Origin of the sequence: Rhizobium sp. P40RR-XXII (genome assembly GCF_012641405.1) — a bacterium.
Lineage (GTDB): Bacteria > Pseudomonadota > Alphaproteobacteria > Rhizobiales > Rhizobiaceae > Rhizobium.
Window position 1 is genome coordinate 246,579 of the sequence record NZ_JABAII010000002.1, and the last position, 21,321, is coordinate 267,899.

The 21,321-nt window shown below is 60.8% G+C and carries 24 protein-coding genes; 10 read left to right on the forward strand and 14 right to left on the reverse strand.

The window, feature by feature from the left end:
* Positions 1-173: 173 nt before the first annotated feature.
* Positions 174-1,373 carry a hypothetical protein gene (locus HGP16_RS04455; protein WP_168838813.1) on the forward strand — a complete coding sequence of 400 codons (1,200 nt, stop codon included), beginning with the start codon at positions 174-176 and terminating at the stop codon, positions 1,371-1,373.
* Here HGP16_RS04455 and HGP16_RS04460 read toward each other — a convergent pair.
* From HGP16_RS04460 to HGP16_RS04475, 4 genes are all read right to left on the reverse strand, one after another.
* On the reverse strand, positions 1,359-1,592 hold the full coding sequence (locus HGP16_RS04460) for a BolA family protein (protein ID WP_004108912.1): 234 nt from the start codon (positions 1,590-1,592) through the stop codon (positions 1,359-1,361). The genes HGP16_RS04455 and HGP16_RS04460 overlap by 15 nt on opposite strands.
* 14 nt (positions 1,593-1,606) lie before the next feature.
* On the reverse strand, positions 1,607-3,838 hold the full coding sequence (gene purL / locus HGP16_RS04465) for a phosphoribosylformylglycinamidine synthase subunit PurL (protein WP_168838814.1): 2,232 nt from the start codon (positions 3,836-3,838) through the stop codon (positions 1,607-1,609).
* Between the two features lie 170 nt (positions 3,839-4,008).
* Positions 4,009-4,605 carry an acyloxyacyl hydrolase gene (locus HGP16_RS04470; RefSeq protein WP_246703227.1) on the reverse strand — a complete coding sequence of 199 codons (597 nt, stop codon included), beginning with the start codon at positions 4,603-4,605 and terminating at the stop codon, positions 4,009-4,011.
* Between the two features lie 120 nt (positions 4,606-4,725).
* Positions 4,726-6,144 (reverse strand): PLP-dependent aminotransferase family protein, encoded by a 1,419-nt coding sequence (locus HGP16_RS04475; RefSeq protein ID WP_168838815.1) that lies wholly within the window; start codon positions 6,142-6,144, stop codon positions 4,726-4,728.
* 105 nt (positions 6,145-6,249) lie between these two features.
* On the opposite strand from HGP16_RS04475, the gene HGP16_RS04480 reads away from it, so the two are divergent.
* Positions 6,250-6,495 (forward strand): DUF1127 domain-containing protein, encoded by a 246-nt coding sequence (locus HGP16_RS04480; RefSeq protein WP_168838816.1) that lies wholly within the window; start codon positions 6,250-6,252, stop codon positions 6,493-6,495.
* Between the two features lie 12 nt (positions 6,496-6,507).
* Here the strand turns inward: HGP16_RS04480 and HGP16_RS04485 are convergent, their stop codons facing one another.
* The 6 genes from HGP16_RS04485 to HGP16_RS04510 all read right to left on the reverse strand — a co-directional run bounded on the left by HGP16_RS04485 (position 6,508) and on the right by HGP16_RS04510 (position 10,270).
* A complete protein-coding gene (locus HGP16_RS04485; RefSeq protein ID WP_168838817.1) occupies positions 6,508-7,041 on the reverse strand; it encodes an AAA family ATPase in 534 nt (177 codons plus the stop codon).
* 79 nt (positions 7,042-7,120) lie between these two features.
* On the reverse strand, positions 7,121-7,528 hold the full coding sequence (locus HGP16_RS04490) for a hypothetical protein (RefSeq protein WP_168838818.1): 408 nt from the start codon (positions 7,526-7,528) through the stop codon (positions 7,121-7,123).
* A gap of 122 nt (positions 7,529-7,650) precedes the next feature.
* Entirely contained in the window at positions 7,651-8,322 is a 672-nt protein-coding gene (purQ, locus tag HGP16_RS04495; RefSeq protein WP_168838819.1) for a phosphoribosylformylglycinamidine synthase subunit PurQ, read from the reverse strand.
* A gap of 103 nt (positions 8,323-8,425) precedes the next feature.
* Positions 8,426-8,668 (reverse strand): phosphoribosylformylglycinamidine synthase subunit PurS, encoded by a 243-nt coding sequence (gene purS / locus HGP16_RS04500; RefSeq protein ID WP_168838820.1) that lies wholly within the window; start codon positions 8,666-8,668, stop codon positions 8,426-8,428.
* 17 nt (positions 8,669-8,685) lie between these two features.
* Entirely contained in the window at positions 8,686-9,450 is a 765-nt protein-coding gene (gene purC, locus HGP16_RS04505; protein WP_168838821.1) for a phosphoribosylaminoimidazolesuccinocarboxamide synthase, read from the reverse strand.
* Positions 9,451-9,715: 265 nt separating this feature from the next.
* On the reverse strand, positions 9,716-10,270 hold the full coding sequence (locus HGP16_RS04510) for an alpha/beta hydrolase (RefSeq protein WP_168838822.1): 555 nt from the start codon (positions 10,268-10,270) through the stop codon (positions 9,716-9,718).
* A 170-nt stretch (positions 10,271-10,440) separates the two neighbouring features.
* On the opposite strand from HGP16_RS04510, the gene HGP16_RS04515 reads away from it, so the two are divergent.
* Together HGP16_RS04515 and HGP16_RS04520 are read left to right on the forward strand one after the other, a co-directional pair.
* Positions 10,441-11,247 (forward strand): DUF2189 domain-containing protein, encoded by an 807-nt coding sequence (locus tag HGP16_RS04515; RefSeq protein ID WP_168838823.1) that lies wholly within the window; start codon positions 10,441-10,443, stop codon positions 11,245-11,247.
* A 127-nt stretch (positions 11,248-11,374) separates the two neighbouring features.
* On the forward strand, positions 11,375-11,797 hold the full coding sequence (locus tag HGP16_RS04520) for a low affinity iron permease family protein (protein ID WP_168838824.1): 423 nt from the start codon (positions 11,375-11,377) through the stop codon (positions 11,795-11,797).
* A 207-nt stretch (positions 11,798-12,004) separates the two neighbouring features.
* On the opposite strand, the gene purB is transcribed toward HGP16_RS04520, so the two are convergent.
* From purB to HGP16_RS04540, 4 genes are all read right to left on the reverse strand, one after another.
* Positions 12,005-13,306: an adenylosuccinate lyase gene (purB, locus tag HGP16_RS04525; protein WP_168838825.1), complete on the reverse strand. Its 1,302-nt coding sequence runs from the start codon at positions 13,304-13,306 to the stop codon at positions 12,005-12,007.
* 117 nt (positions 13,307-13,423) lie between these two features.
* Positions 13,424-13,915: a hypothetical protein gene (locus HGP16_RS04530; RefSeq protein ID WP_168839167.1), complete on the reverse strand. Its 492-nt coding sequence runs from the start codon at positions 13,913-13,915 to the stop codon at positions 13,424-13,426.
* 16 nt (positions 13,916-13,931) lie between these two features.
* Positions 13,932-14,618 (reverse strand): ribulose-phosphate 3-epimerase, encoded by a 687-nt coding sequence (rpe, locus tag HGP16_RS04535; protein WP_168838826.1) that lies wholly within the window; start codon positions 14,616-14,618, stop codon positions 13,932-13,934.
* Between the two features lie 80 nt (positions 14,619-14,698).
* Complete coding sequence (locus HGP16_RS04540) at positions 14,699-15,781, reverse strand: ABC transporter substrate-binding protein (RefSeq protein ID WP_168838827.1); 1,083 nt, start codon at positions 15,779-15,781, stop codon at positions 14,699-14,701.
* Between the two features lie 168 nt (positions 15,782-15,949).
* On the opposite strand from HGP16_RS04540, the gene HGP16_RS04545 reads away from it, so the two are divergent.
* The 6 genes from HGP16_RS04545 to HGP16_RS04570 are packed head-to-tail and all read left to right on the forward strand — an operon-like array spanning position 15,950 to position 21,319.
* On the forward strand, positions 15,950-16,444 hold the full coding sequence (locus HGP16_RS04545; RefSeq protein WP_168838828.1) for a flavin reductase family protein: 495 nt from the start codon (positions 15,950-15,952) through the stop codon (positions 16,442-16,444).
* 19 nt (positions 16,445-16,463) lie between these two features.
* Entirely contained in the window at positions 16,464-17,393 is a 930-nt protein-coding gene (locus HGP16_RS04550; RefSeq protein ID WP_168838829.1) for a MoxR family ATPase, read from the forward strand.
* Positions 17,394-17,396: 3 nt separating this feature from the next.
* Positions 17,397-18,641 carry a vWA domain-containing protein gene (locus HGP16_RS04555; protein WP_168838830.1) on the forward strand — a complete coding sequence of 415 codons (1,245 nt, stop codon included), beginning with the start codon at positions 17,397-17,399 and terminating at the stop codon, positions 18,639-18,641.
* Between the two features lie 10 nt (positions 18,642-18,651).
* Positions 18,652-18,981: an XdhC family protein gene (locus HGP16_RS04560; protein WP_047633158.1), complete on the forward strand. Its 330-nt coding sequence runs from the start codon at positions 18,652-18,654 to the stop codon at positions 18,979-18,981.
* Positions 18,981-19,688, forward strand: a complete 708-nt coding sequence (locus tag HGP16_RS04565; RefSeq protein ID WP_168838831.1) for an XdhC family protein — start codon at positions 18,981-18,983, stop codon at positions 19,686-19,688. Before HGP16_RS04560 ends, HGP16_RS04565 begins: the two co-directional genes overlap by 1 nt.
* Positions 19,685-21,319, forward strand: a complete 1,635-nt coding sequence (locus HGP16_RS04570) for an NTP transferase domain-containing protein (protein ID WP_168838832.1) — start codon at positions 19,685-19,687, stop codon at positions 21,317-21,319. Before HGP16_RS04565 ends, HGP16_RS04570 begins: the two co-directional genes overlap by 4 nt.
* Positions 21,320-21,321 lie beyond the last annotated feature (2 nt).

Here is a 21,321-nt window from a genome sequence, read left to right on the forward strand (position 1 = left end):
GGCGCCTATGAGCATTTTCCTTTCCGCCGACGACCACGATCGTAAACACTTGATTTCAATCTTTTTATGTTCAGATGAATTGTGGGCGTCGCCATGAAAAAGCCCGCAGCCCGTGGTTTTGGCGATTTCCAGTGTTTTCGATGCTGCTTGTGTGCCCAGGGACAGACTGCCATATGGATAATATCAAGAAGAGGGTGGTTCTCCACTTCCCTGGTTTCGAGCCGTTGGATGCGGCGGCGCATCGGGCTCGCTACGAGCGTTCGGCGCGGCAAAGCGCTGCTGTGTGGGATTTTTCGGTCTCCGTCGACGAGCTGAAGAATTTCGGTCGGGCACCCTATTTCGATGTGACCACGACGGCTGAGGATTGGCGCACGCAGAGCCGCATTCATATCGTCGATCACAACGATCTGGTCTCGGTCTTGAATGGCAGGCCGTTCTTTACGCGGCTCATGCAGGGATATCTTGCCGCCGCACGGGTTGCCGCTTCTGGCGGGATGGTCGGCTATTTCCGTCACGCCTGGCGTTTCGGCCTGTTCTTTGTCTTTCCCTTTCTGCTGATGCTTGCGGGGCTGTTGATCAGTCTTTCCATCGCCTTCACGCCGTTCGTATTCGGGCTGCCGGCCTGGAGCCATATCGGCAGCATTGCGCTGGCTGTTGCGTTCTTCGTCTATGTCTTCCTGCCACAGGCGGAGAAGCTGCATACCCTGCATCTTTTCTCCGACTGGGAAATGGCATTGGCGATGGCGGGACTGAATGGGCTCGGCGCCAGACAATGGCTGGAGGCGAGCGCGATCAGCGTACGTCAGGCCCTGGACGAGGCTGAAATCGATGAAATCGTCATTTCCTCGCATAGCATGGGCTCGTCCGTCGCGACTCATGTGATCGGCCTGCTGCTCGAGCGGGAGCCGGAACTGCTGCAGGGCAAGCGCGTGGTGTTCATGACGGTTGGCAGCGCCATCCTGCAATGCGCCCTCATGCGGCCGGCATCCGTGCTGCGTTCGCGTGTCGGGTTGATCGCGCGCTGCAAGGAGATTTTCTGGCTCGACGTCCACTGTCTGACCGACGCCATTCATTTCTATAAGGCGAAGGTCGCCGCTGTTTGCGGGCATCCGGATGCCGAGCAGGCGTCGATCCTGTTCGTACGCTTCAAGCAGATGCTGTCGGAGAAGCATTACAAGAAGATCAAGCGCGATTTCCTGCGGGTTCACCGGCAATATGTGCTCGGTCCCGATGCGAAAGCCTTCTTCGATTTCACGCTGATGACAGCCGGTCCGCTGCCGGCCTCGGATTTCGCGGAGTTTTCCTCGAAGAAACTGCCGGAGCTGGCGTTCAGCTCCGGCGAAGAAGCGCAGGCGCTCTTAATCGGGCGCTGAGGTCTGCAGCGCGAGGGCGTGCAGCACGCCGCCCATATTGCCCTTCAGGGCATCATAGACCATCTGGTGCTGCTGCACGCGGCTCTTGCCGCGGAAGGCTTCCGCGACAACTTCGGCGGCATAGTGATCGCCATCCCCGGCCAGGTCGCGAATCGTCACCTTGGCGCCGGGAATGCCGGCCTTGATCATGTCTTCGATATCGCCGGGGTTCATGGGCATGAGTGGTACCTCGATTATTCAGCAGCGGCGAGCGAGCCGCCATCCATGAAGGCAGGAAACCACGATTCATGCGCCTCGCGCAACTGTTCAACCGGAAGCGTTAACAGGCCATCGATGGCAAGCGCGTCGCCGCCGACGGTTCCGAGGCGGCGGAACGGCACGCCGGCGCTTTCCGCATTGATGCAGACGAAATCGGCGACATCGGCCGGCACGGCGATGACATAGCGGGCCTGATCTTCACCGAAAAGCGCTGCATGCGCCAGCGTCTTGCATTCTGCGAGGTCGATGCGCAGACCCTTGCGGGACGCCATCGCCATTTCGGCAAGCGCCAACGCCAGGCCACCCGACGAGATGTCGTGGCAGGCCGTAACCTGGCCGTTGCGGATGGCGGAGCGAACGAAATCGCCGTTGCGGCGCTCGGCAAAGAGATCGACCTCCGGAGCCGGGCCATCGGCCGAGCCGATGATATCGCGCAGATAGATCGAGGAGCCTAGATGGCTGCCGTCGACACCGATCATCAGCACACGGTCGCCGTCGGAAGCGGAGCCGATGCGGGCCATCGCTTTCCAGTCCGGCAGCAGGCCGACGCCGGCGATGGTGGGGGTCGGCAGGATCGCGACGCCATTGGTTTCGTTGTAGAGCGAGACGTTGCCCGAGACGATCGGGAAATCCAGCGCGCGGCACGCTTCGCCGATACCTTTGATCGCGCCGACCAACTGACCCATGATCTCGGGCTTTTCCGGATTGCCGAAATTCAGGTTGTCGGTCGCGGCCAGCGGTTCGGCGCCGGTTGTGGTGATGTTACGCCAGCATTCGGCGACGGCCTGCTTGCCGCCTTCGAAGGGATCGGCTTCGACATAGCGCGGAGTAACGTCGGACGAGAAGGCCAGCGCCTTGGTCGGATGACCTTCGACGCGAACGACACCGGCGTCGCCGCCTGGAAGCTGCAGCGAATTGCCCTGAATCAGGGTGTCATACTGCTCGTAGACCCAGCGACGGCTGGACTGATTGGCCGAGCCGACCAGTGTCAGCAGCGCCTGACCGTAATCTTCCGGGGCAGCCACCAGATCGGCGGATAGGGCGGCGCGCTTATCGGATTCCCGCCAGGGGCGATCATATTCCGGAGCCTGATCGCCGAGATCCTTGATCGGCAGGTTGGCGACTTCCTCGCCCTGATGGATGACGCGGAAGCGGAGATCGTCGGTCGTCTTGCCGACGATGGCGAAATCCAGACCCCACTTGACGAAGATCGCCTTGGCGACGGCTTCCTTTTCCGGCTGCAGCACCATGAGCATGCGCTCCTGGCTCTCGGACAGCATCATCTCATAGGCCGTCATCTGCTCTTCGCGTACCGGCACCTTGTCGAGATCGAGCTCAATGCCGAGGTCGCCCTTGGCGCCCATTTCGACGGCGGAGCAGGTGAGGCCGGCGGCACCCATGTCCTGGATGGCGATGACGGCGCCCGTCTGCATCAGTTCCAGGCAGGCCTCCAGCAGGCACTTTTCGGTGAAGGGGTCGCCGACCTGAACGGTCGGGCGCTTTTCCTCGATCGATTCGTCGAATTCAGCCGAAGCCATGGTCGCGCCGCCGACGCCGTCACGGCCGGTCTTGGCGCCGAGATAGACGACCGGCAGGCCGACGCCCTTGGCTTCCGACAGGAAAATGGCATTGGATTTTGCAAGGCCGGCCGCAAAGGCGTTGACCAGGATATTACCGTTATAGCGCGCATCGAACTCGACTTCGCCGCCAACGGTCGGAACGCCGAAGGAGTTGCCATAGCCGCCGACGCCGGCGACGACGCCCGAGACGAGGTGGCGGGTCTTCGGATGATCCGGTTCGCCGAAACGCAGGGCGTTCATGGCAGCGACCGGGCGTGCACCCATGGTGAAGACGTCGCGAAGGATGCCGCCGACGCCTGTGGCTGCACCTTGATAGGGCTCGATGTAAGAGGGATGGTTGTGGCTCTCCATCTTGAAGACGACGCAATCGCCATCATCGATATCGACCACGCCGGCATTCTCGCCCGGCCCCTGGATGACGCGCGGCCCCTTGGTCGGCAGGGTGCGCAGCCACTTCTTGGAGGACTTGTACGAGCAGTGCTCGTTCCACATGGCCGAAAAGATGCCGAGCTCGGTGAAGGAAGGCTCGCGGCCGATCAAATCCAGAATGCGCTGATACTCATCCGGCTTCAGGCCGTGGGCGGCAATCAGTTCGGGGGTGATCTGGATCGAATTGGAAATGGTCATGGGCGCTCGAGTGTCCTTGCCTGTAAAAGGTTTGAAGGCCGGTCAGGGATCGGGGTCTCTTTAGCGCAAGTCTCCCCGTCGTGCGACAGGAAAATCACCGGCGTTCACAACACGCCGGCATTGATACTGGAGAAGTCAGGCGCGCAGCCATTGGCGGCCGCGCTCGATCATCAGAATTTGTAGCCGACCATGACGCCCGCGCGCGTCATGCCGCCATTGGGGCCATCGCAAAGATTGGCGTGCGACGCATGCGCGATTTGCGCCATCACGTTCCAATGGCTGTCGAAATTATAGCCGAGGCCGGCATATTCGTGGAACAGCAGGCGACAACCAAGCATCGGGCCATGATCCTGCCAATCGTCGAGATTGCCGGTATGAACCGTTCCGCCGAAGCCGACTTCCGTGAAGATACCGTTGCTATGCGTGAGCGTCCAGGAAAGGCCGCCATAGACCTGCGTCGCCGAACCGCCCGTGCCGATCGAGGTTCCCAGATGGATACGCGGATGGGTCAGCTGATCTTTCCAATCGGCGGTCGGATTGTAGCCGAACGGATTGAACAGCACCTGCACGTCTGGAAACACGCCATTCTCGTGATCGTATCCGCTCTGAACCGATCCGCTCGCGCCGAAGCGCAACTCGTCGAAAATCTTGGCTTGAGGGGCAACCGCGACCGCATCGGCGGCGATGGCCTGACCTGCTATGAATATGGAACTGACTACCAGAAAACTCGTAACTAAACGCTTGCTTAAATAGCCTGCAATAGCCATGCACTCCCCCTGGTGTGGCGGGCGAATCCTGACCTATTGATAGAATGGTAGGGTACTAAGAGTCGAGACGACGCAATAGTATTTCCGCAAGATGTCTGTCGATAAATTGATAAGACTTGCTTAAATGTGACTATCGTATGTCGATGAACCGTTTTCCAACAACCTGCGCAATATCATGAAGCCGGCCGCGACATCTTCTCGCTGTGGCGGTGAGGAAAAGGCGACGCGGACCCTGTGGAAAACCCGTTCGATTCGCGCTGCTTTGAACTCGTCTTCGTCATCGATCAGCACCCCTTCGGAGAGGGCGGCGTTCTTGAATGTGCCCGAAAGCCAGGGCTCGGGCAGCTTCAGCCACAGGAACGGCAGATGTGGATGCGAGTTGAACTCGAAACCCGCCAGCGCCTCGCGCGCGATCAGTTCGCGCGCCTTGATCTCCTCGACCGACCTGCGGCGCAATTCCAGTGCGTGACCTCCGAGTACGAGCCGGGCGCAGGTTTCCGCCAGAATGAAGGGCAGGCCGCCGGTCGTCATCTTATGAGTGACCTTGATGCGCTGGGCAAAATGCGGCGGACAGGCGACCCAGCCGCCGCGCACGCCCGCGGTCACCGACTTCGACAGGCTGCTGACCACGAAAGTCCGTTCCGGCGCGATGGCAGCCATGAGCGGATTTGGGTCGCCGGTCATGCCGCCATAGAGGTCGTCCTCGATCAGCCAGACGCTGTGCCGGCGGGCGATGGCGGCGATTGCCCGGCGTCTGGATTCCGGCATTGTCACCAATGTGGGATTGTGTGCCGTCGGCATCACGAAGGCGAGACGTGGATGCTGCTGCTGGCAGAGGCGCTCGAAATCCTCCGGAATCATGCCGTGCTCATCCGAATCCACCAGGATCGAACGGCGCCCAAGGAGGCGCGCGGCGCGACTGATCTGCGTATAGGTCAGGTTCTCGAAGACGATCTTGTCGCCTGGTGAGGTGACGGCCGATATGACCGCAATGGCGGCGGCATGGGCGCCAAGCGTCGGCACGATTGTATCGATTGCCGGCTGCCAGCCGTTGCGGGCGAGCCAGATTTGTCCCGCCTGAAACCAGCTTGCCGGGAAATTCCGGGAATAGGAAGAAATTTCCGTCTGATGCTCGCTGCTGATGTCGGCAAAGAGCCTGCCGATGATTTCGCCCTGGCCGATGTCGGGCGCGGCGGTCGTGTCGAAGCGGATCTTCGCGTCAGGCGTATTCAGGCCGCGGGTGCCGGCAAGCGCCTGCGTGATCGGATCGACGAGCTCGATCTGCTTGCCGTTCGAGCGTTCCAGCACATAGGTGCCGCGACCGACTTCGCCGGCTACAAGACCGCGTTCGTGCACGAGGGCGTAGGCCCTGCTTACCGTGCCGATGGTAACGCCAATGTCATAGGCGAGGTTGCGCTGCGGCGGCAACTTGGTGCCGGGCGGCAGAACGCCATGCGTGATCGCATTCTCGATACTGTCGGCGACGCGGATGTAGACCGGGCCGGTTCCGCTTGAAATGTCAGGGAGCCAATTTGTCATAATGACAATTTCCTAGATTGTCTCTGTCACGGAGTCAAGTTTATGAGTCAATTTGCATCGTTTGGCTCGATGCGTAAGAATTGTCACCATCATGTGAGAATGAAGATGAGTACAATAGATGCAATCTGCTCGACCGCTGCGCGAGACGCGTCCTCGGCAGGCTTGAAAGTCCGAGCGGCACAGCCAAAGCCGCATGCGATGCGTCGGCTTTGGGCAATTTATCTGCATTGGCTGGAGAAGCGCGAGAGCCGCTGGGTCTTGCGAGATCTGACGGAGGACCAGCTGCGCGACATCGGCCTGACACGCCACGAGGCGGCGACGGAAGCCAAGAAATCGTTCTTCTGGGGGTGAAGGGTAGCCGGTCTATTCGAATCCCATAACGGAATGAACGAAGTCGGCGCGCTCCTCGACGCCGAGTTTCGGCAGGAGATGAACGTCATAGCCGAGTGAGGGATAGACGGCGCTCAGCCGTTCATATTCCGCGACCGCCGCTGCAAAATCATGCCGTCGTTCGCGGTCGCCGACATAGATTTCCGGCCAGGGCGGGGTCAGGAAGACATGGCTGTTATAGCGATGCAATTGACCGAGCGAAGCCAGCACGGGCTCGCCCGTCATATGCTCGAGCGCCGATGCGGCGTCGATCAATCCCCTGTCGAAGAAGACGGTACCTGGAATTATCGCTGCTTCCTCGCGATCGACGAGCGACATGGCGATCGCCCGGCGCGCGAATGCCGGCGCATCGACCCAGGGCAAAGCCGAACCGTCGCCTTCCAGTTCCTCGACGACGATGCGTCGCCCGGGCTCTTCGACCACGTGATGGCCACGACGCTTGAGCGCCTCCAGCAAGGTGGATTTGCCGCCGCCGGAGCAGCCCGAGAGAATGACAAATCTGTCCATGGCAATGCTCCCTGAGATTGAGGGCGCGCGTCATGCCTCGGCAGCAGGATTACCGCGTAGCGGGCCTCAGGCCATCGGCCTAGTTGCAGGCCTTCGAGCCCCCAGCCCAGCGATTGACGTCGCCCGTGATGCGGCCGCCGGAGGCACCTGACATCATCGGACCGAAAGCCTGCAGCTGTGCGGGATTGCCTTCCGCTTGCACGACGAGAGACGGCCGGCCGGTCGGATGCTTCCTGTCGACCACGAGAATGCGCGGGCGACCGGTGAAAGAGTTGAGCTCCGGAGAGAGCTGATAACCGGCAAAGGCCGGGTCGGACGACTTGAACCAGCAGGCGCTGGCATTGAGCATGACGCGTTCCATCGTCGACAGGGCGCTGTGATCCATCGCGGTGATGGCCGGCGGGCGCGGGCCGCACGACGTGACCAGCAGCCCAAGCGTCGCAATGGCAGCGGCGGAATAAAGTCCTGTCAGGAGGCGAGGGCGCATCAATCTCTTTCCAATGAGGCGGTTAAGGCTGTTTTTCCGAAGTCTGCCGGATCATGTTTCGGCGCCTGCTGTTTTATGCAAAGGTGCCGATTTTATGATTTCGATATAGGCTCGTCCTGGTGTCAGGCCGCGACTACACCGAGCGCGGAGGCGAACAATCCGCGGCCGTCGCTACCGCCATGGGCGGCCTCGATCAGATTTTCCGGATGCGGCATCATGCCGAGCACATTGCCCTTGGCATTCATCACGCCGGCGATATCGTTGACGGAGCCGTTAGGGTTGGTGCCCTCCGCATAGCGGAAGACCACCTGGCCGTTGCCTTCGATTGCCTTCAGCGTCTCGGCGTCGGCGAAATAGTTGCCGTCATGATGCGCGACCGGGCTGCGGATGATCTGACCCTTGGCATAAGCCGCCGTGAAGTCCGTCTCGGCGTTGACGACTTCCAGCTTCACTTCGCGGCAGACGAATTTCAGCGAGGCGTTGCGCATCAGCGCACCGGGCAGCATGCCGGCTTCGAGCAGGATCTGGAAACCGTTGCAGACACCCAAAACCTTGACGCCCTTGTCGGCCTTGTCCTTGATCGCCTGCATGATCGGCATACGGGCGGCGATTGCGCCGCAGCGCAGATAATCGCCATAGGAGAAGCCGCCGGGAATGACGATCAGGTCGACATCCGGGATCTCGGTCTCGGTCTGCCAGACCGTTACAGGCGCATGGCCGGAGATCTTGGTCAGCGCCGCGATCATGTCGCGATCGCGATTGAGGCCGGGGAGTTGGACGACTGCTGATTTCATGATGCTGGTCCCGCAATAGGCGAAGAGTAATCGCTGGAATGTACTTCGTGAGCCATATCCCATTGCCTCCGGCAAAGGAAGGATGGCTCGCGAAAGAGGACAATCAGTCGATCGAAATGCTGAAGTTCTCGATGACGGTATTGGCGAGAAGCTTTTCGCACATGGTTCTGAGGACTGCTTCCGCCTTGCCCTTGTCGGTGCCTTCCAGCTCGAGATCGAAGACCTTGCCCTGGCGGACCTGATGGACGCCGTCAAAGCCGAGCGCGCCGAGCGCGCCTTCGATTGCCTTGCCCTGCGGATCGAGAACGCCGTTCTTCAGCGTGACGGTTACACGAGCCTTGATCACGATTGTCCTTTCTGAGCTTACTTGACGAGAACCGGCCCCGTGCCACGCACGGGTTCGTTTTCATTGATGATGCCGAGGCGGCGCGCTACTTCGGAATAGGCTTCCAGCAGACCGCCCAAGTCGCGGCGGAAGCGATCCTTGTCCATCTTCTCGTGGGTTTCGATATCCCAGAGGCGGCAGCTGTCCGGCGAGATTTCGTCTGCGAGGATGATGCGCATCATGTCGCCTTCGAAGAGGCGGCCGCATTCGATCTTGAAATCGACGAGCTGGATGCCGACGCCGAGAAAGAGGCCCGTCATGAAGTCGTTGACGCGGATGGCGAGCGCCATGATGTCATCGAGCTCGGCCGGATTAGCCCAGCCGAAAGCCGTGATGTGCTCTTCGGAGACCATCGGGTCTTCGAGCGCATCGGACTTGTAATAAAACTCGATGATCGAGCGCGGCAGCACCACGCCTTCCTCGATACCGAGACGCTTGGCGAGCGAGCCGGCGGCGACGTTGCGCACGACGATCTCGAGCGGAATCATCTCCACTTCCTTGATCAGCTGCTCGCGCATGTTGAGGCGGCGGATAAAGTGCGTGGGAATGCCGATCTTGTTCAGATGGCTGAAAATATACTCGCAGATGCGGTTATTCAGAACACCCTTGCCATCGATGACTTCGTGCTTCTTCTTGTTGAAGGCGGTGGCGTCGTCCTTGAAGAACTGGATCAGCGTGCCCGGCTCAGGCCCTTCGTAAAGGATCTTGGCCTTGCCCTCGTAAATACGGCGGCGACGGTTCATTGGTGTTGTTCTCTGTCTTTGGCGCTTACGGTATAGCGCAAGTGGATCGTATGTGGGCGTCCCCATAGCGGATAAGAAGCGAATTCACAATCCGCCTGCGCCTCCTTCCTCGGAATTCCGGCCTTGACGGGGTGCCAATGCCGAGAATCGGGATCCTTTGCTAACCTGTTTTACAGGCTTTTCTCTGACGATGGAATGAAGGTGCCCGCTACTTCACAGGCTAGTGAGGCGAGGCGTATTTCTACCACCGTTGCTTCCGGCGCAATCAGGGCTTCAGCTGGCTCAGGAACTTGGCGAAGACCATCGTGCCTTCGGGCCAGGGGCCGTGGCCGGATTCGGTATTGATGTGGCCGGCTTCGCCGGCATCGATCAGCAGGGAGCCCCAGCTGTTGGCAACATCATCCGCATGCTCGTAGCTGCCGAAGGGATCGTTGCGGCTTGCGATGGTGACGGACGGAAACGGCAGGGGATCGCGAGGATAGGGGCCGAAGGTCATCAGATGCTTCGGCCGGATATCCGGATTGGCGACATCGGGCGGCGCCACGAAGAAGGCGCCGGCAACCTTGTTGCGGAAATGCGGAATCGCATGGATCGCCGAGGGGACGCCGAGCGAATGCGCGACGAGCACCACGGGCTTATCCGAAGCGTTCACTTCCTCGGCAATGCGGGCGACCCAGTCATCGAGCACCGGCTTCGACCATTCCGCCTGTTCCACGCGCTGCGCGGTCGAGAGCTTCTGCTCCCAGCGCGTCTGCCAGTGGTCAGGGCCGGAATTCGTATAGCCGGGAATGATGAGAATGTTTGCGTCGGAGGCTTTCATGATTGCGCCGATGTGGAAAAGGGGAGCCCAACTGTCAAGTGAGAAAGGCGACAATTGCGGCAAAATTTGCTAATATCGCCGCTGCCGGTAGCGAATGAGGATGTCGGCAGCCATTTTGCCGCCATCTTGCGCCGCCAGCCGAGCACATCGAGGTTGAGGAGGAGAGCATTATGACGGCCTTTCACGTCATGGCAGGAGCGGACCACACATTTACCCGCCCCGCCATCCGCAAGATCGGCATTGCTGACCTCGTCGATGCCCTGAAATTGGGGCTGGACGACTTCAGCGAAAAGCCATCGCATTACGTGTTCCTATGCCTGATGTATCCGATTGCAGGCATTGCGCTTGCGATCTGGAGCACGGATCAGAACCTGCTGCCGCTGCTGTTTCCATTGATGTCGGGCTTTGCGCTGCTGGGTCCCATCGCGGCAATCGGCCTTTACGAGATCAGCCGACGGCGGGAGAAGGGGCTGGATACGTCATGGAGCCATGCTTTCGAGGTCCGTTTCTCGCCAGCCTTGCCGTCGATCATCGTCGCCGGCCTCATGCTGTTCGGCCTTTTCATCGTCTGGCTCTTCGTGGCGCAGAATCTCTACTTCATCTATTTCGGTGATGGTGCGCCGCCGAAGCTCACGTCCTTCGTGTCGAGTATCCTGACGACGCCCGAAGGCCTTTCGATGATGTTCTGGGGCAATCTCCTCGGCTTCATCTTTGCGCTTGTCGTGCTGGCGACCACGGTCGTTACCTTCCCGCTGCTGCTGGACCGCGATGTCGGCGTTGTGGCGGCGATCGACGCCAGCATCCGGGCGACGCTGATCAATCCGATACCGGTGGCGGTCTGGGGCCTGACCGTGGCGGCATTGTTGGTGATCGGCACGATTCCGATCTTTGCGGGGCTGGCCGTGATCATGCCCATACTCGGTCACGCCACATGGCATCTCTATCGCAAGCTGGTGGTGCCGGTCGAGGCTCACTAGACGCCGGCTTGTCATGGTTCCCGCCTGTTTGGCGGGAACCAGCGTGACCTTGCAGCGTTGATCTGCCGCCGTCTCGCGAATTGGAATAAATTCGAGGGATAGACGGGGTCAGCCGAGGATGAGGTTTATGGCAAGGCTCAAACATATCTTCGCTCGTTTCGCCACGGTGGTTTCAGAAGGGGCGGGAAAACCGGTCGTTTTCATACTGGCGCTGCTGTCAGTCGTCGTCTGGGGCTTGACCGGGCCGATCTTCGGCTTTTCCGAGACCTGGCAGCTCGTCATAAACACAGGCACGACGATCATCACTTTCCTGATGGTCTTCCTGTTGCAGAACGCGCAGACGCGCGACACGCGTGCCATCCAGGCCAAGCTCAACGAGCTCATCCTGACCAGTGCCGCGGAGAACCGCTTCATCGGCATCGAGAACCTGGACGAGGAGGATTTGCAGCATCTCGACCGTCTGGTGGAGAAGGCGGCCAGACGCGACGGCAACAGCGAAAGAGCATCACCGCAAAGATCGATCCATCGGAAAATCAGAAGCGAAACGTAGACGCGCCGAGCCATGGCTCCCGGCCGCTTAACGCTCCTCTTGCTTCGGGATCACGTAACGGTCGTGCCAGCCGCGCGCCGCTTTCCGTGATATCGGGCCGTTGAAGACCCTCCGAAAGCTTGATGGTCGGATCTTATCCGCAAGACAGAAGGAGCGGCGCGTTTCCGCGCCGCTCCTTCAAAATCAGATCGATAGATCGGTTCGGGCCTAGCCGAAAACCCGCTTGAAGATCGTGTCTACATGCTTGGTGTGGTAGCCGAGGTCGAATTTCTCGCGGACGTTCTCTTCGGAAAGCGCTGCGCGCACCTCCTGGTCGGCGAGCAGCTCTTCGAGGAAATCCTTGCCCTGTTCCCAGACCTTCATCGCATTGCGCTGTACGAGGCGATAGGAATCCTCGCGTGAGACGCCGGCTTGGGTGAGGGCCAGCAGCACGCGCTGTGAATGAACAAGCCCGCGGAACTTGTTCAAATTGTTCATCATATTTTCCGGGTAAACAAGCAGCTTATCGATGACGGTGGTCAGGCGGGACAGCGCGAAATCGAGCGTGACGGTCGCATCCGGCCCGATCATGCGCTCGACGGACGAATGGGAAATATCGCGCTCGTGCCAGAGGGCGACGTTTTCCATGGCAGGCATGGCGTAGGAGCGGACCATGCGGGCAAGACCCGTCAGGTTTTCCGTCAATACCGGATTGCGCTTGTGCGGCATGGCGGACGAGCCCTTCTGGCCCGGAGAGAAATATTCCTCCGCTTCCAGGACTTCCGTGCGCTGCAGATGGCGGATCTCGGTGGCGAGACGCTCGATCGACGAGGCGACGACGCCGAGCGTCGCGAAGAACATCGCGTGGCGATCGCGCGGAATGACCTGCGTTGAGACCGGCTCCGGCTTCAGGCCGAGGGCGGCGGCGACATGTTCCTCAACACGCGGATCGATATTGGCGAAAGTGCCGACGGCGCCGGAGATGGCGCAGGTGGCGACTTCCTCGCGAGCCGCGATCAGGCGCTGCTTGCAGCGCTCGAATTCGGCATAGGCGAGCGCCAGCTTGACGCCGAAGGTTGTCGGCTCTGCATGAATGCCATGCGAGCGGCCGATGGTGACAGTATCCTTATGCTCGAAGGCGCGGCGCTTCAGGGCTTCCAGAAGCTTGTCGATATCGGCGAGCAGCAGGTCGCTGGCGCGCACGAGCTGAACGTTGAAGCAAGTGTCGAGCACGTCGGAGGAGGTCATGCCCTGATGCACGAAACGGGCGTCCGGTCCGACGATTTCGGCAAGATGTGTCAGGAAGGCGATGACGTCGTGCTTGGTGACAGCCTCGATCTCATCGATGCGGTCGACGTCGAAGGTGGCCTTGCCACCCTTTTCCCATATGGTGTCGGCCGCCGACTTCGGGATAACGCCGAGAGCTGCAAGCGCATCACAGGCATGGGCCTCGATCTCGAACCAGATACGGAATTTGGTTTCGGGCGACCAGATGGCGACCATTTCCGGTCGGGAGTAGCGCGGGATCATGGGCTCAAAGCTTTCTTGGCTAATGGGAAAGGAAACCTCGGCGCCCCCATAACAAAGACGGACGGCAATCACAATGTTTCTTGGCACAATGTTTGTTGGGCCAATCCTTCGTACGCCTCAATGCGTCCGTCGCGCAAGATAGGCGGAAACGGCGATCAGGCATAGCAGGCCGAACGGCAGAAACAGGGATAAGCCGAGAATCGCGAACTGGTAGACGGCGCTGGCGCCGGTGTACAGGAGCTGGAATGTCCAGATGAGCGAGCCGAATGGCGCATGCCAACGCGAATAGAACCAGCGATAGTCCATGGAGAAGAGAAACGCCGTCATGGCCGCGGTGCCGATGGAGAGCATCAAAAAGAAAGCGGCGAAGCGCGCGCTCACCGGTCGGCTGCGGGTGAAGCGCTGGGTGAGCGGCACGAGAATGGGCCAGGCGAGGGCGCCGCCGAAGAAATAGACCAAGGTAAGGGCCGCGAGATGACTGCTCAGAAGGCCGTTGCGCCAATAAAGGGCAGCGAGCGCCGAAGCGGCCATGGCCGCACCCCAACAGACGGCATTGCTTAAAATTTCGAGGCAACGCGATGTGGCGGTCCGTGTCCGGCCCGCCGCAATGATGGCATTGGTCGGATTAGTTTGATCCAACGCGACCTCGTTCGGCGGCAGCGCGGAGATCGCCGACGGTCTGGCGATAGGCATCGACCGATTCGCCCTTGAAGATTGCCGAACCGGCCACGAGCACGTTGGCGCCGGAAGCGGTGATGAGAGGCGCGGTGTCGACCGAGACGCCACCATCGACTTCGAGTTCGATCGGGCGATCACCGATCAGTGACTTGGCGTTGCGGATCTTGTCGGCCATGGCGGGAATGAACTTCTGGCCGCCGAAGCCGGGATTGACCGACATGATCAGGATCAGGTCGATATCGTCGAGCACGTTTTCGAGCACGGAAAGCGGTGTTGCCGGATTGAGGGTGACGCCGACCTTCTTGCCGAGATGACGGATCGTCTGCAGCGAACGGTGCAGATGCACGCCGGCTTCGGCATGAACGGTGATGCGGTCGCAGCCGGCCTTGGCGAAGGCTTCCAGATAGGGATCGGCGGGCGAGATCATCAGATGGCAGTCGAAAGTCGCGGTCGTATAGGGGCGCAGCGCCTTGATGACATCGGCGCCGAAGGAGATGTTCGGCACGAAATGCCCGTCCATGACGTCGAGATGGATCCAGTCGGCTCCGGCTTCGGTCACATCCTTGACTTCCTGTCCGAGCTTGGCGAAGTCGGCAGCGAGAATGGAGGGGGCGATACGGATCGGCAAGGTCATGGGTGGCTAAGCTCCAACTGATTTTTCGCGTCTGGATTAGCACCGCTCTCGTGGGCAAACAACCGCCCGAACGGATCGCTTCAGTTCGATGGCGTCGTCACCGGCACGAAAGCATTGCCGCGCCATTCCAGCAAGCGATAGGGGTTTTCTGTCACTTCGTGGTTCTGCCCGAAGGAGATCGGGCCGATTGCCGTCTGGAATGCCGTGCCGACGAACTTATCGGTAACGGGCTTGTTTTCCGCCTTCGCACCTTCGGCTGCCTGGCTGGCGATCTGCGCCGCGGCGGCTGCCGGCAGGATATAACCGTCCGGTTCGATGCCGCCGGCGCGCATCGCCTGGATCGTCTGTTGCGCTGCCGGCAGACTTGCATAGTCGGGCAGCGCAATCGCCTGCACGCCTTCCAGCAAAGGCACGGGCGTATCGGCAGCACGCATCGCGTCGCCACCCATTAGGGCCAGCGGAATGTTTTCGCTCTTGGCGTCGCGCGCGATGACAGCGACATCGCTGCGGTCACCGCCAATGAAGACATGTGTGGCACCGGCTTTCTTCAAGCGACGGACAAGAGCTATCTGCTGATCCTGGCCGGGGCGATAGGTATCAGTGAAAACCGGTTTCAGCCCCTTTTCCTCGAGTGCGTTGCGGATCGCGCCCACCAGTTCGCGGCCGTGGATCGTGCCGTCGTCGATCAGCGCCATCGGTTCGGCCGCCCAGTTTTTCAGAATGGTATTGATCGCGACGGCGGCCTCGGCGCTATCCACGGGGGCAAGGCGGAACAGCGGCCAGCCGTTCTTCAGCGCATCCTCCATTAAAATGCGGGAACGAACGGAAACGGTGACAGCCGGGATACCGGCGTCCTTGAGGCGCGGAAGCGCGCCTTCCAATGTTTCCGTGCACAGGAAGCCGATCGCGATCTGCGCCTTGGCGGCGATCAATGCCTCGGCGGCAGCACGCCCGCCGTCCTCTGTACAGGGTTCGTCGATGACGGTCGCCGCATCCTTTTGGGCCTGAATTTCGAAATTGGCCCCAGTGGTGATCTCGGCGCCCAGCGTTGCGAAATTGCCGCCCTGCGGTGCCACGACGCCGATATGGATTCCTGCGGCGTAGCTGCTGCCGGCCGCCGAAAGCAGCGCGAAAAGAAGCGGAAGGCGACGCAGAAGGTTCATCGATGGATTATCCTGGACAATTTTCTGCTCTATTTATCCGCCTGATGGGCATCGTCAAAGAAAAAGCAACAAAATCGCTCTGTTTTCAATGGCGCTATTGTAGAAAAGCTAACATCTGGCCGCCATATTGAGCGGAAGATAAGGTATCACAGGAATATGGAGACGGTGATGCTAGACAGGCAGCGTATGGATCCGGCGCTTTATCGAGATGCCATGAGCCGCTATGCGGGGCATGTGCAGCTGGTGACGACGGCGCTCGGCGCGGAGCGGCGTGGCGTGACGATCACGGCTGCCTGCTCGGTGTCGGACAGCCCTGCGACGGTTCTCATCTGCGTCAACAACAGCAACGCCAAAAACGAGATCTTCTTCAATAGCGGCATTTTTGCCCTGAATACGCTTGGTGCCGATCACCAGTCTCTGGCCGACGCCTTTTCCGGGAAGACGCAACTGACCACCGACGAGCGCTTTGCAACCGGCAAATTCGAGACGCTGGTGACAGGCGCGCCTGTGCTTGCCGACGCGCTGGCCGCTTTCGATTGCCGCGTGATCGAGATCAAGCAGGCCTCCACGCACAACATCATCTTCGGCGAGGTGATGGCCATACGCTACAGCGAGCCAAAGCCGGCATTGCTCTATATGAACCGGGGCTATCACACGCTATAACCCCTTCAAGGGAGTTATCATGGCGGATCAGAGATTACCTTCGCTACCGGGTTCCATCGATGAAACGATGGCGCTGCTCGGCGCCCACGACTATCTGGCCGGACGCGCCCTTGGCACGGTCCTGTTTCTTGCATTGAAGATGAAGCGGCCGCTCTTTCTCGAGGGCGAGGCTGGCGTCGGCAAGACCGAAATCGCCAAGGTCCTGTCAAAGGCGCTCGACCGGCCGCTGATCCGCCTGCAATGCTATGAGGGACTGGATGTTTCCTCGGCCGTCTATGAATGGAACTATCCGGCGCAGATGCTGGAAATCCGTCTCGCGGAAGCATCCGGTCTCACCGATCGCGGCCGCATCGAGGCCGATATCTTCTCCGAGCGCTACCTTATTCGCCGGCCGGTGCTGCAGGCGCTTTCGGGTGTCTGCGGACGCGCGCCGGTGTTCCTGATCGACGAACTGGATCGGACAGACGAGGCGTTCGAGGCGTTCCTGCTGGAAGTGCTGTCCGATTTTCAGGTGACGGTGCCGGAACTCGGGACGATCCGAGCCGCCGAACCGCCCATCGTCATCATCACCACGAACCGTACGCGCGAAGTGCATGATGCCCTGAAACGGCGCTGCCTCTATCATTGGGTCGATTATCCTGGGGCTGAGCAGGAGCTCGAAATCATTCGCCGCAAGGTGCCTGATTGTAACGAAACGCTGTCGCGCCAGATCGTCGGCTATGTGCAAAAGCTGCGCACGCTCGACCTCTTCAAGAATCCGGGCGTCGCCGAGACGATCGACTGGGCGACCGCCTTGACCGAACTCGATCGGCTGGCGCTCGATCCGGAGACCGTTTCGGACACGCTTGGGACGCTGCTGAAATATCAGGACGATATCGCCCGCATCCAGGGCGCCGAGGGCAAGCGTGTGCTGGACGAGGTGAAATCCGAACTGCTTGCGGCGGGATGAACCATGGAACCGGGCGCGCAGGATGGCATCGTCGTTGCGCCGTCACCGCCTGGTGATGGGCGTCTTGCCGACAATATCGTGCTGTTCGGCCGGGTGCTCCGCAAAGCCGGCCTGAAGATCGGCCCTGGGGCGATTGCCGATGCCATCGAGGCGGTCGAAGCGATCGGCATCGGCTCCCGCGAGGAGTTCCATGCTGCCTTGTGCTCGATCTTCGTCAAGCGGCATGAAGATCTGGCTGTATTCGACGAGGCATTCCGGCTGTTCTGGCGCTCGCGCGATCTTGTCGCGAAAATGATCGCGTTGATGTCGCCGGTCGCCCCCGATCATCGGGAGAAGGAGAAGCCGAGGCCGGGCGAAAGCCGGGCAAGCGACGCGTTGCTTAACGACAGCAACGACCGGCGCCCGCAGCGCGAGAGACCCAACATCGAAATCGATGCGCGATTTACCAGCTCCGGCAGCGAGGTTCTGCGCCATCTGGATTTCGCGCAGATGTCGGCGGCGGAGATTGCCGTCGCCAAGAAGGAGCTTGAAAAGCTGCAATTGCCGCTGGACCGCGTGCGTACGCGCCGCTTCAAGGCATCTCTTACCCCCGGCAAGGTCGATCCGCGTGCGACGATGCGCTCCGCGCTGCGCACGGGAGGAGCGCTGATCCTGCCGCGCTTCCGCAGATCGAGGGAACTACAGCCGCCGCTGGTCGTGCTGGCTGATATTTCAGGCTCGATGAGCCAATATACCCGTATCTTTCTGCATTTCCTGCATGTGCTCACCGAACGTCGGCGGCGTGTGCATACTTTTCTGTTCGGAACGCGGCTGACCAACGTGACGCGGGCGATGCGTCACAAGGACCCGGATCAGGCGCTCGACGAATGTGCGGCGGCGGTGCGTGACTGGTCTGGCGGAACGCGGATCGGCGAGACGCTGAAGGAGTTCAACCTGATATGGGCGCGGCGGGTGCTGGGGCAGGGCGCGATCGTGCTTTTGATCACCGACGGGCTGGAGCGCGAAGGCGTTGAATTGCTCGCGCAAGAGATGGATCGCCTGCATCGCTCCTGTCGGAGGATGATCTGGCTCAATCCGCTCTTGCGGTTCGAGGGTTTCGAGGCGCGGGCGCGTGGCGTAAAAGCGATGCTGCCGCATGTTGACGAATTCCGTCCGGTTCACAATCTATTATCTCTGGCCGATCTCGTATCGGCTCTCACCGTCGGCCGCGCGGATGCTTACGATCCCAAGCGGTTTCTCTGGAAGTAAAGAGGCTCCGATGTCAGATATATCCGAAAGTCTGGATCCGCTCGTCATTGCGGAGGAATGGGTGTCGGCAGGCCGCAATGTGGCCATGGCGACCGTTGTCGATACCTGGGGCTCCGCGCCGCGCCCCTCCGGCAGTCACCTCGTGATCGACGGCGAGGGAAATTTTCACGGCTCCGTTTCCGGCGGCTGCGTCGAAGGTGCTGTCATCACCGAGGCGCTCGATGTTATCGAAACGGGCAAGTCGCGTATGCTGGAATTCGGCGTTGCCGATGAAACGGCCTGGCGGGTCGGCCTCTCCTGCGGCGGCCGCATCCGCGTCTATGTCGAAAGGCTCGCCTGATGGACCGTCAGATACTGGCACGGCTCAACGAAATGCGGCGCAAGCGGCAGGCGGCGATCCTTGTCACAGATCTTTCCGGCGGGCCGGACAGGTTGATCGTCGAAGGCGATGTGCTGGAAGGCGCTCTGGCCGATGCTGCCTTATCGGTATTCCGTTCGGGTAAATCGGCGGCACTTGAGATGGACGGACAGAGCCTGTTCTTCAATGTCCATCTGCCACCGCCACGCATCGTCGTCATCGGCGCCGTGCACATCAGCCAGATCCTGGCGCGGATGGCGGCGCTTGCCGGTTTCGACGTGACGATCGTCGATCCGCGCACCGGCTTTGCGACACCCGAACGCTTCGAAGGCATCGACCTGATCGCCGACTGGCCCGCCGATGCGCTGAAGGAGCGGCCGCTCGACAGCTATATGGCTGTTGTCGCCGTCACCCACGATCCAAAGATCGACGATGAGCCGATCATCCAGGCGCTGAAGACAGGCTGCTTCTATGTCGGCGCGCTCGGCAGCCGCAAGACGCATGCCGGTCGTCTAGAACGCTTGAAGCGCGAGGGTTTGGGCGAAGCGGAGCTTGCTCGCATTCATGCCCCGATCGGGCTTCCGATCGGCGCCGCCAGCCCAGCCGAGATCGCAGTCGCTATCCTCGCGGAAATCATCGGCTCCCTTCGCGGCCGCGACGTGTCTTCGCCGAAGGGCGTCAAGCTATGATCTTCGGCGAATTTCAGACGGTCGAGGCTGAAGGCGCGGTTCTCGCGCATTCCATTCGGCTGTCCGATGGCAGCCTTTCCAAGGGGCATAAGCTTGCCGGCGGCGATATCGCCCGGCTTGCCGCCGCCGGGATCGAGCGCGTCATTGCTGCGCGAATCGAGCCGGGCGACCTCATGGAGGACGAGGCCGCCGACCGGCTGGCGCGGGCCGTCGCACCCGACCATCTCACCCTCTCCGAGGCGGCAACGGGGCGAGTGAACGTCCACAGCGCAGTCGATGGCCTGTTCGTTGCAAATCGAGCCGCTGTCGATCAGCTCAACAGCGTCGATCCGGCGATCACCCTTGCTTGTCTGGCCGATCATGTGCCGGTCCGCACCGGAGACATGGTTGCGACCTTCAAGATCATTCCACTTGCCGTTTCCGGGGCTAAAGTCGCCGCCGGCATCGAAATTCTGCAGCGGATGCCGGTCTTCGAGGTCAAGCCCTTCGCGCCGCACGCCGTGTCGCTCGTCGCCACCGAGCTGCCGTCGCTGAAGGCCTCGGTGATGGACAAGACGGCGCGGGTTCTCTCGCAACGTCTACAGTCTTCGGGCAGTGTGCTGCAGCGGGAGGAGCGCGTTGCGCATAAAGCGGACGATGTTGCCGACGCCATCCGTCGTGCCTTGGCGGCACCGGACCGGTTGCCCAAGCTGTTGATCGTTTTCGGCGCGTCGGCCGTCATCGATGCCGGTGACGTCATTCCGGCGGCAATCCGGCTTGCCGGCGGAAAGGTTATTCAGGTCGGCATGCCGGTCGATCCTGGCAATCTTCTCGTGCTCGGACGAGTGGGCGACGTTCATGTCGTCGGGGCGCCCGGATGCGCGCGCAGCCCGAAGGAGAATGGTTTCGACTGGGTGCTGGATCGCATATTAGCCGGCGAACGACCAACCTCGCGAGATATTGGCGGCATGGGCGTGGGAGGGTTGCTCATGGAAATACAATCACGGCCGCTGCCGCGCGAAATCGTTGCGAAACCCGCCGCCCAGATATCGGTTGCCATCATCTTGCTGGCAGCCGGAAAGGCGAGCCGCATGGGCGAGGGTGGTTCGCATAAGCTTCTGGCGGAATTCGACGGTGTTCCGCTGGTTCGCCGTTCGGCGTCCACCGCCATTGCCAGCGGCGTATCCGATATCGTCGCGGTTACGGGGCATCGCCAGGACGAGATCGAAGACGCGTTAAACGGCCTTGCCGTCGAGCGGGTATTCAATCCGGATTATGCCTCGGGCATGGCGAGTTCGCTGGTTGCAGGCGTGGGCACGCCGGCGGCGCAAAGGGCTGACGGCGTTCTTGTCATGCTCGCCGATATGCCTGAGGTGACCAGCGACGACTTGAATATCCTGATTGCCGCCTTTCGTGAGGCAAACGGCCAGGCGATCGTGCGGGCGGTATCCGGCGGCAAGCGCGGCAATCCCGTCATCCTGCCGAGATCCGTTTTGAACGCCGTCATGCGGCTGGAGGGTGATGTCGGTGCCCGGCATATTATCGAGACATCGGGGCTTCCGGTTGTTGACGTGGAGATCGGCGAGGCGGCACATCTCGATGTCGATACGCCCGAAGCTGTCATTGCGGCCGGCGGTATTTTGAAGGGGTAGGG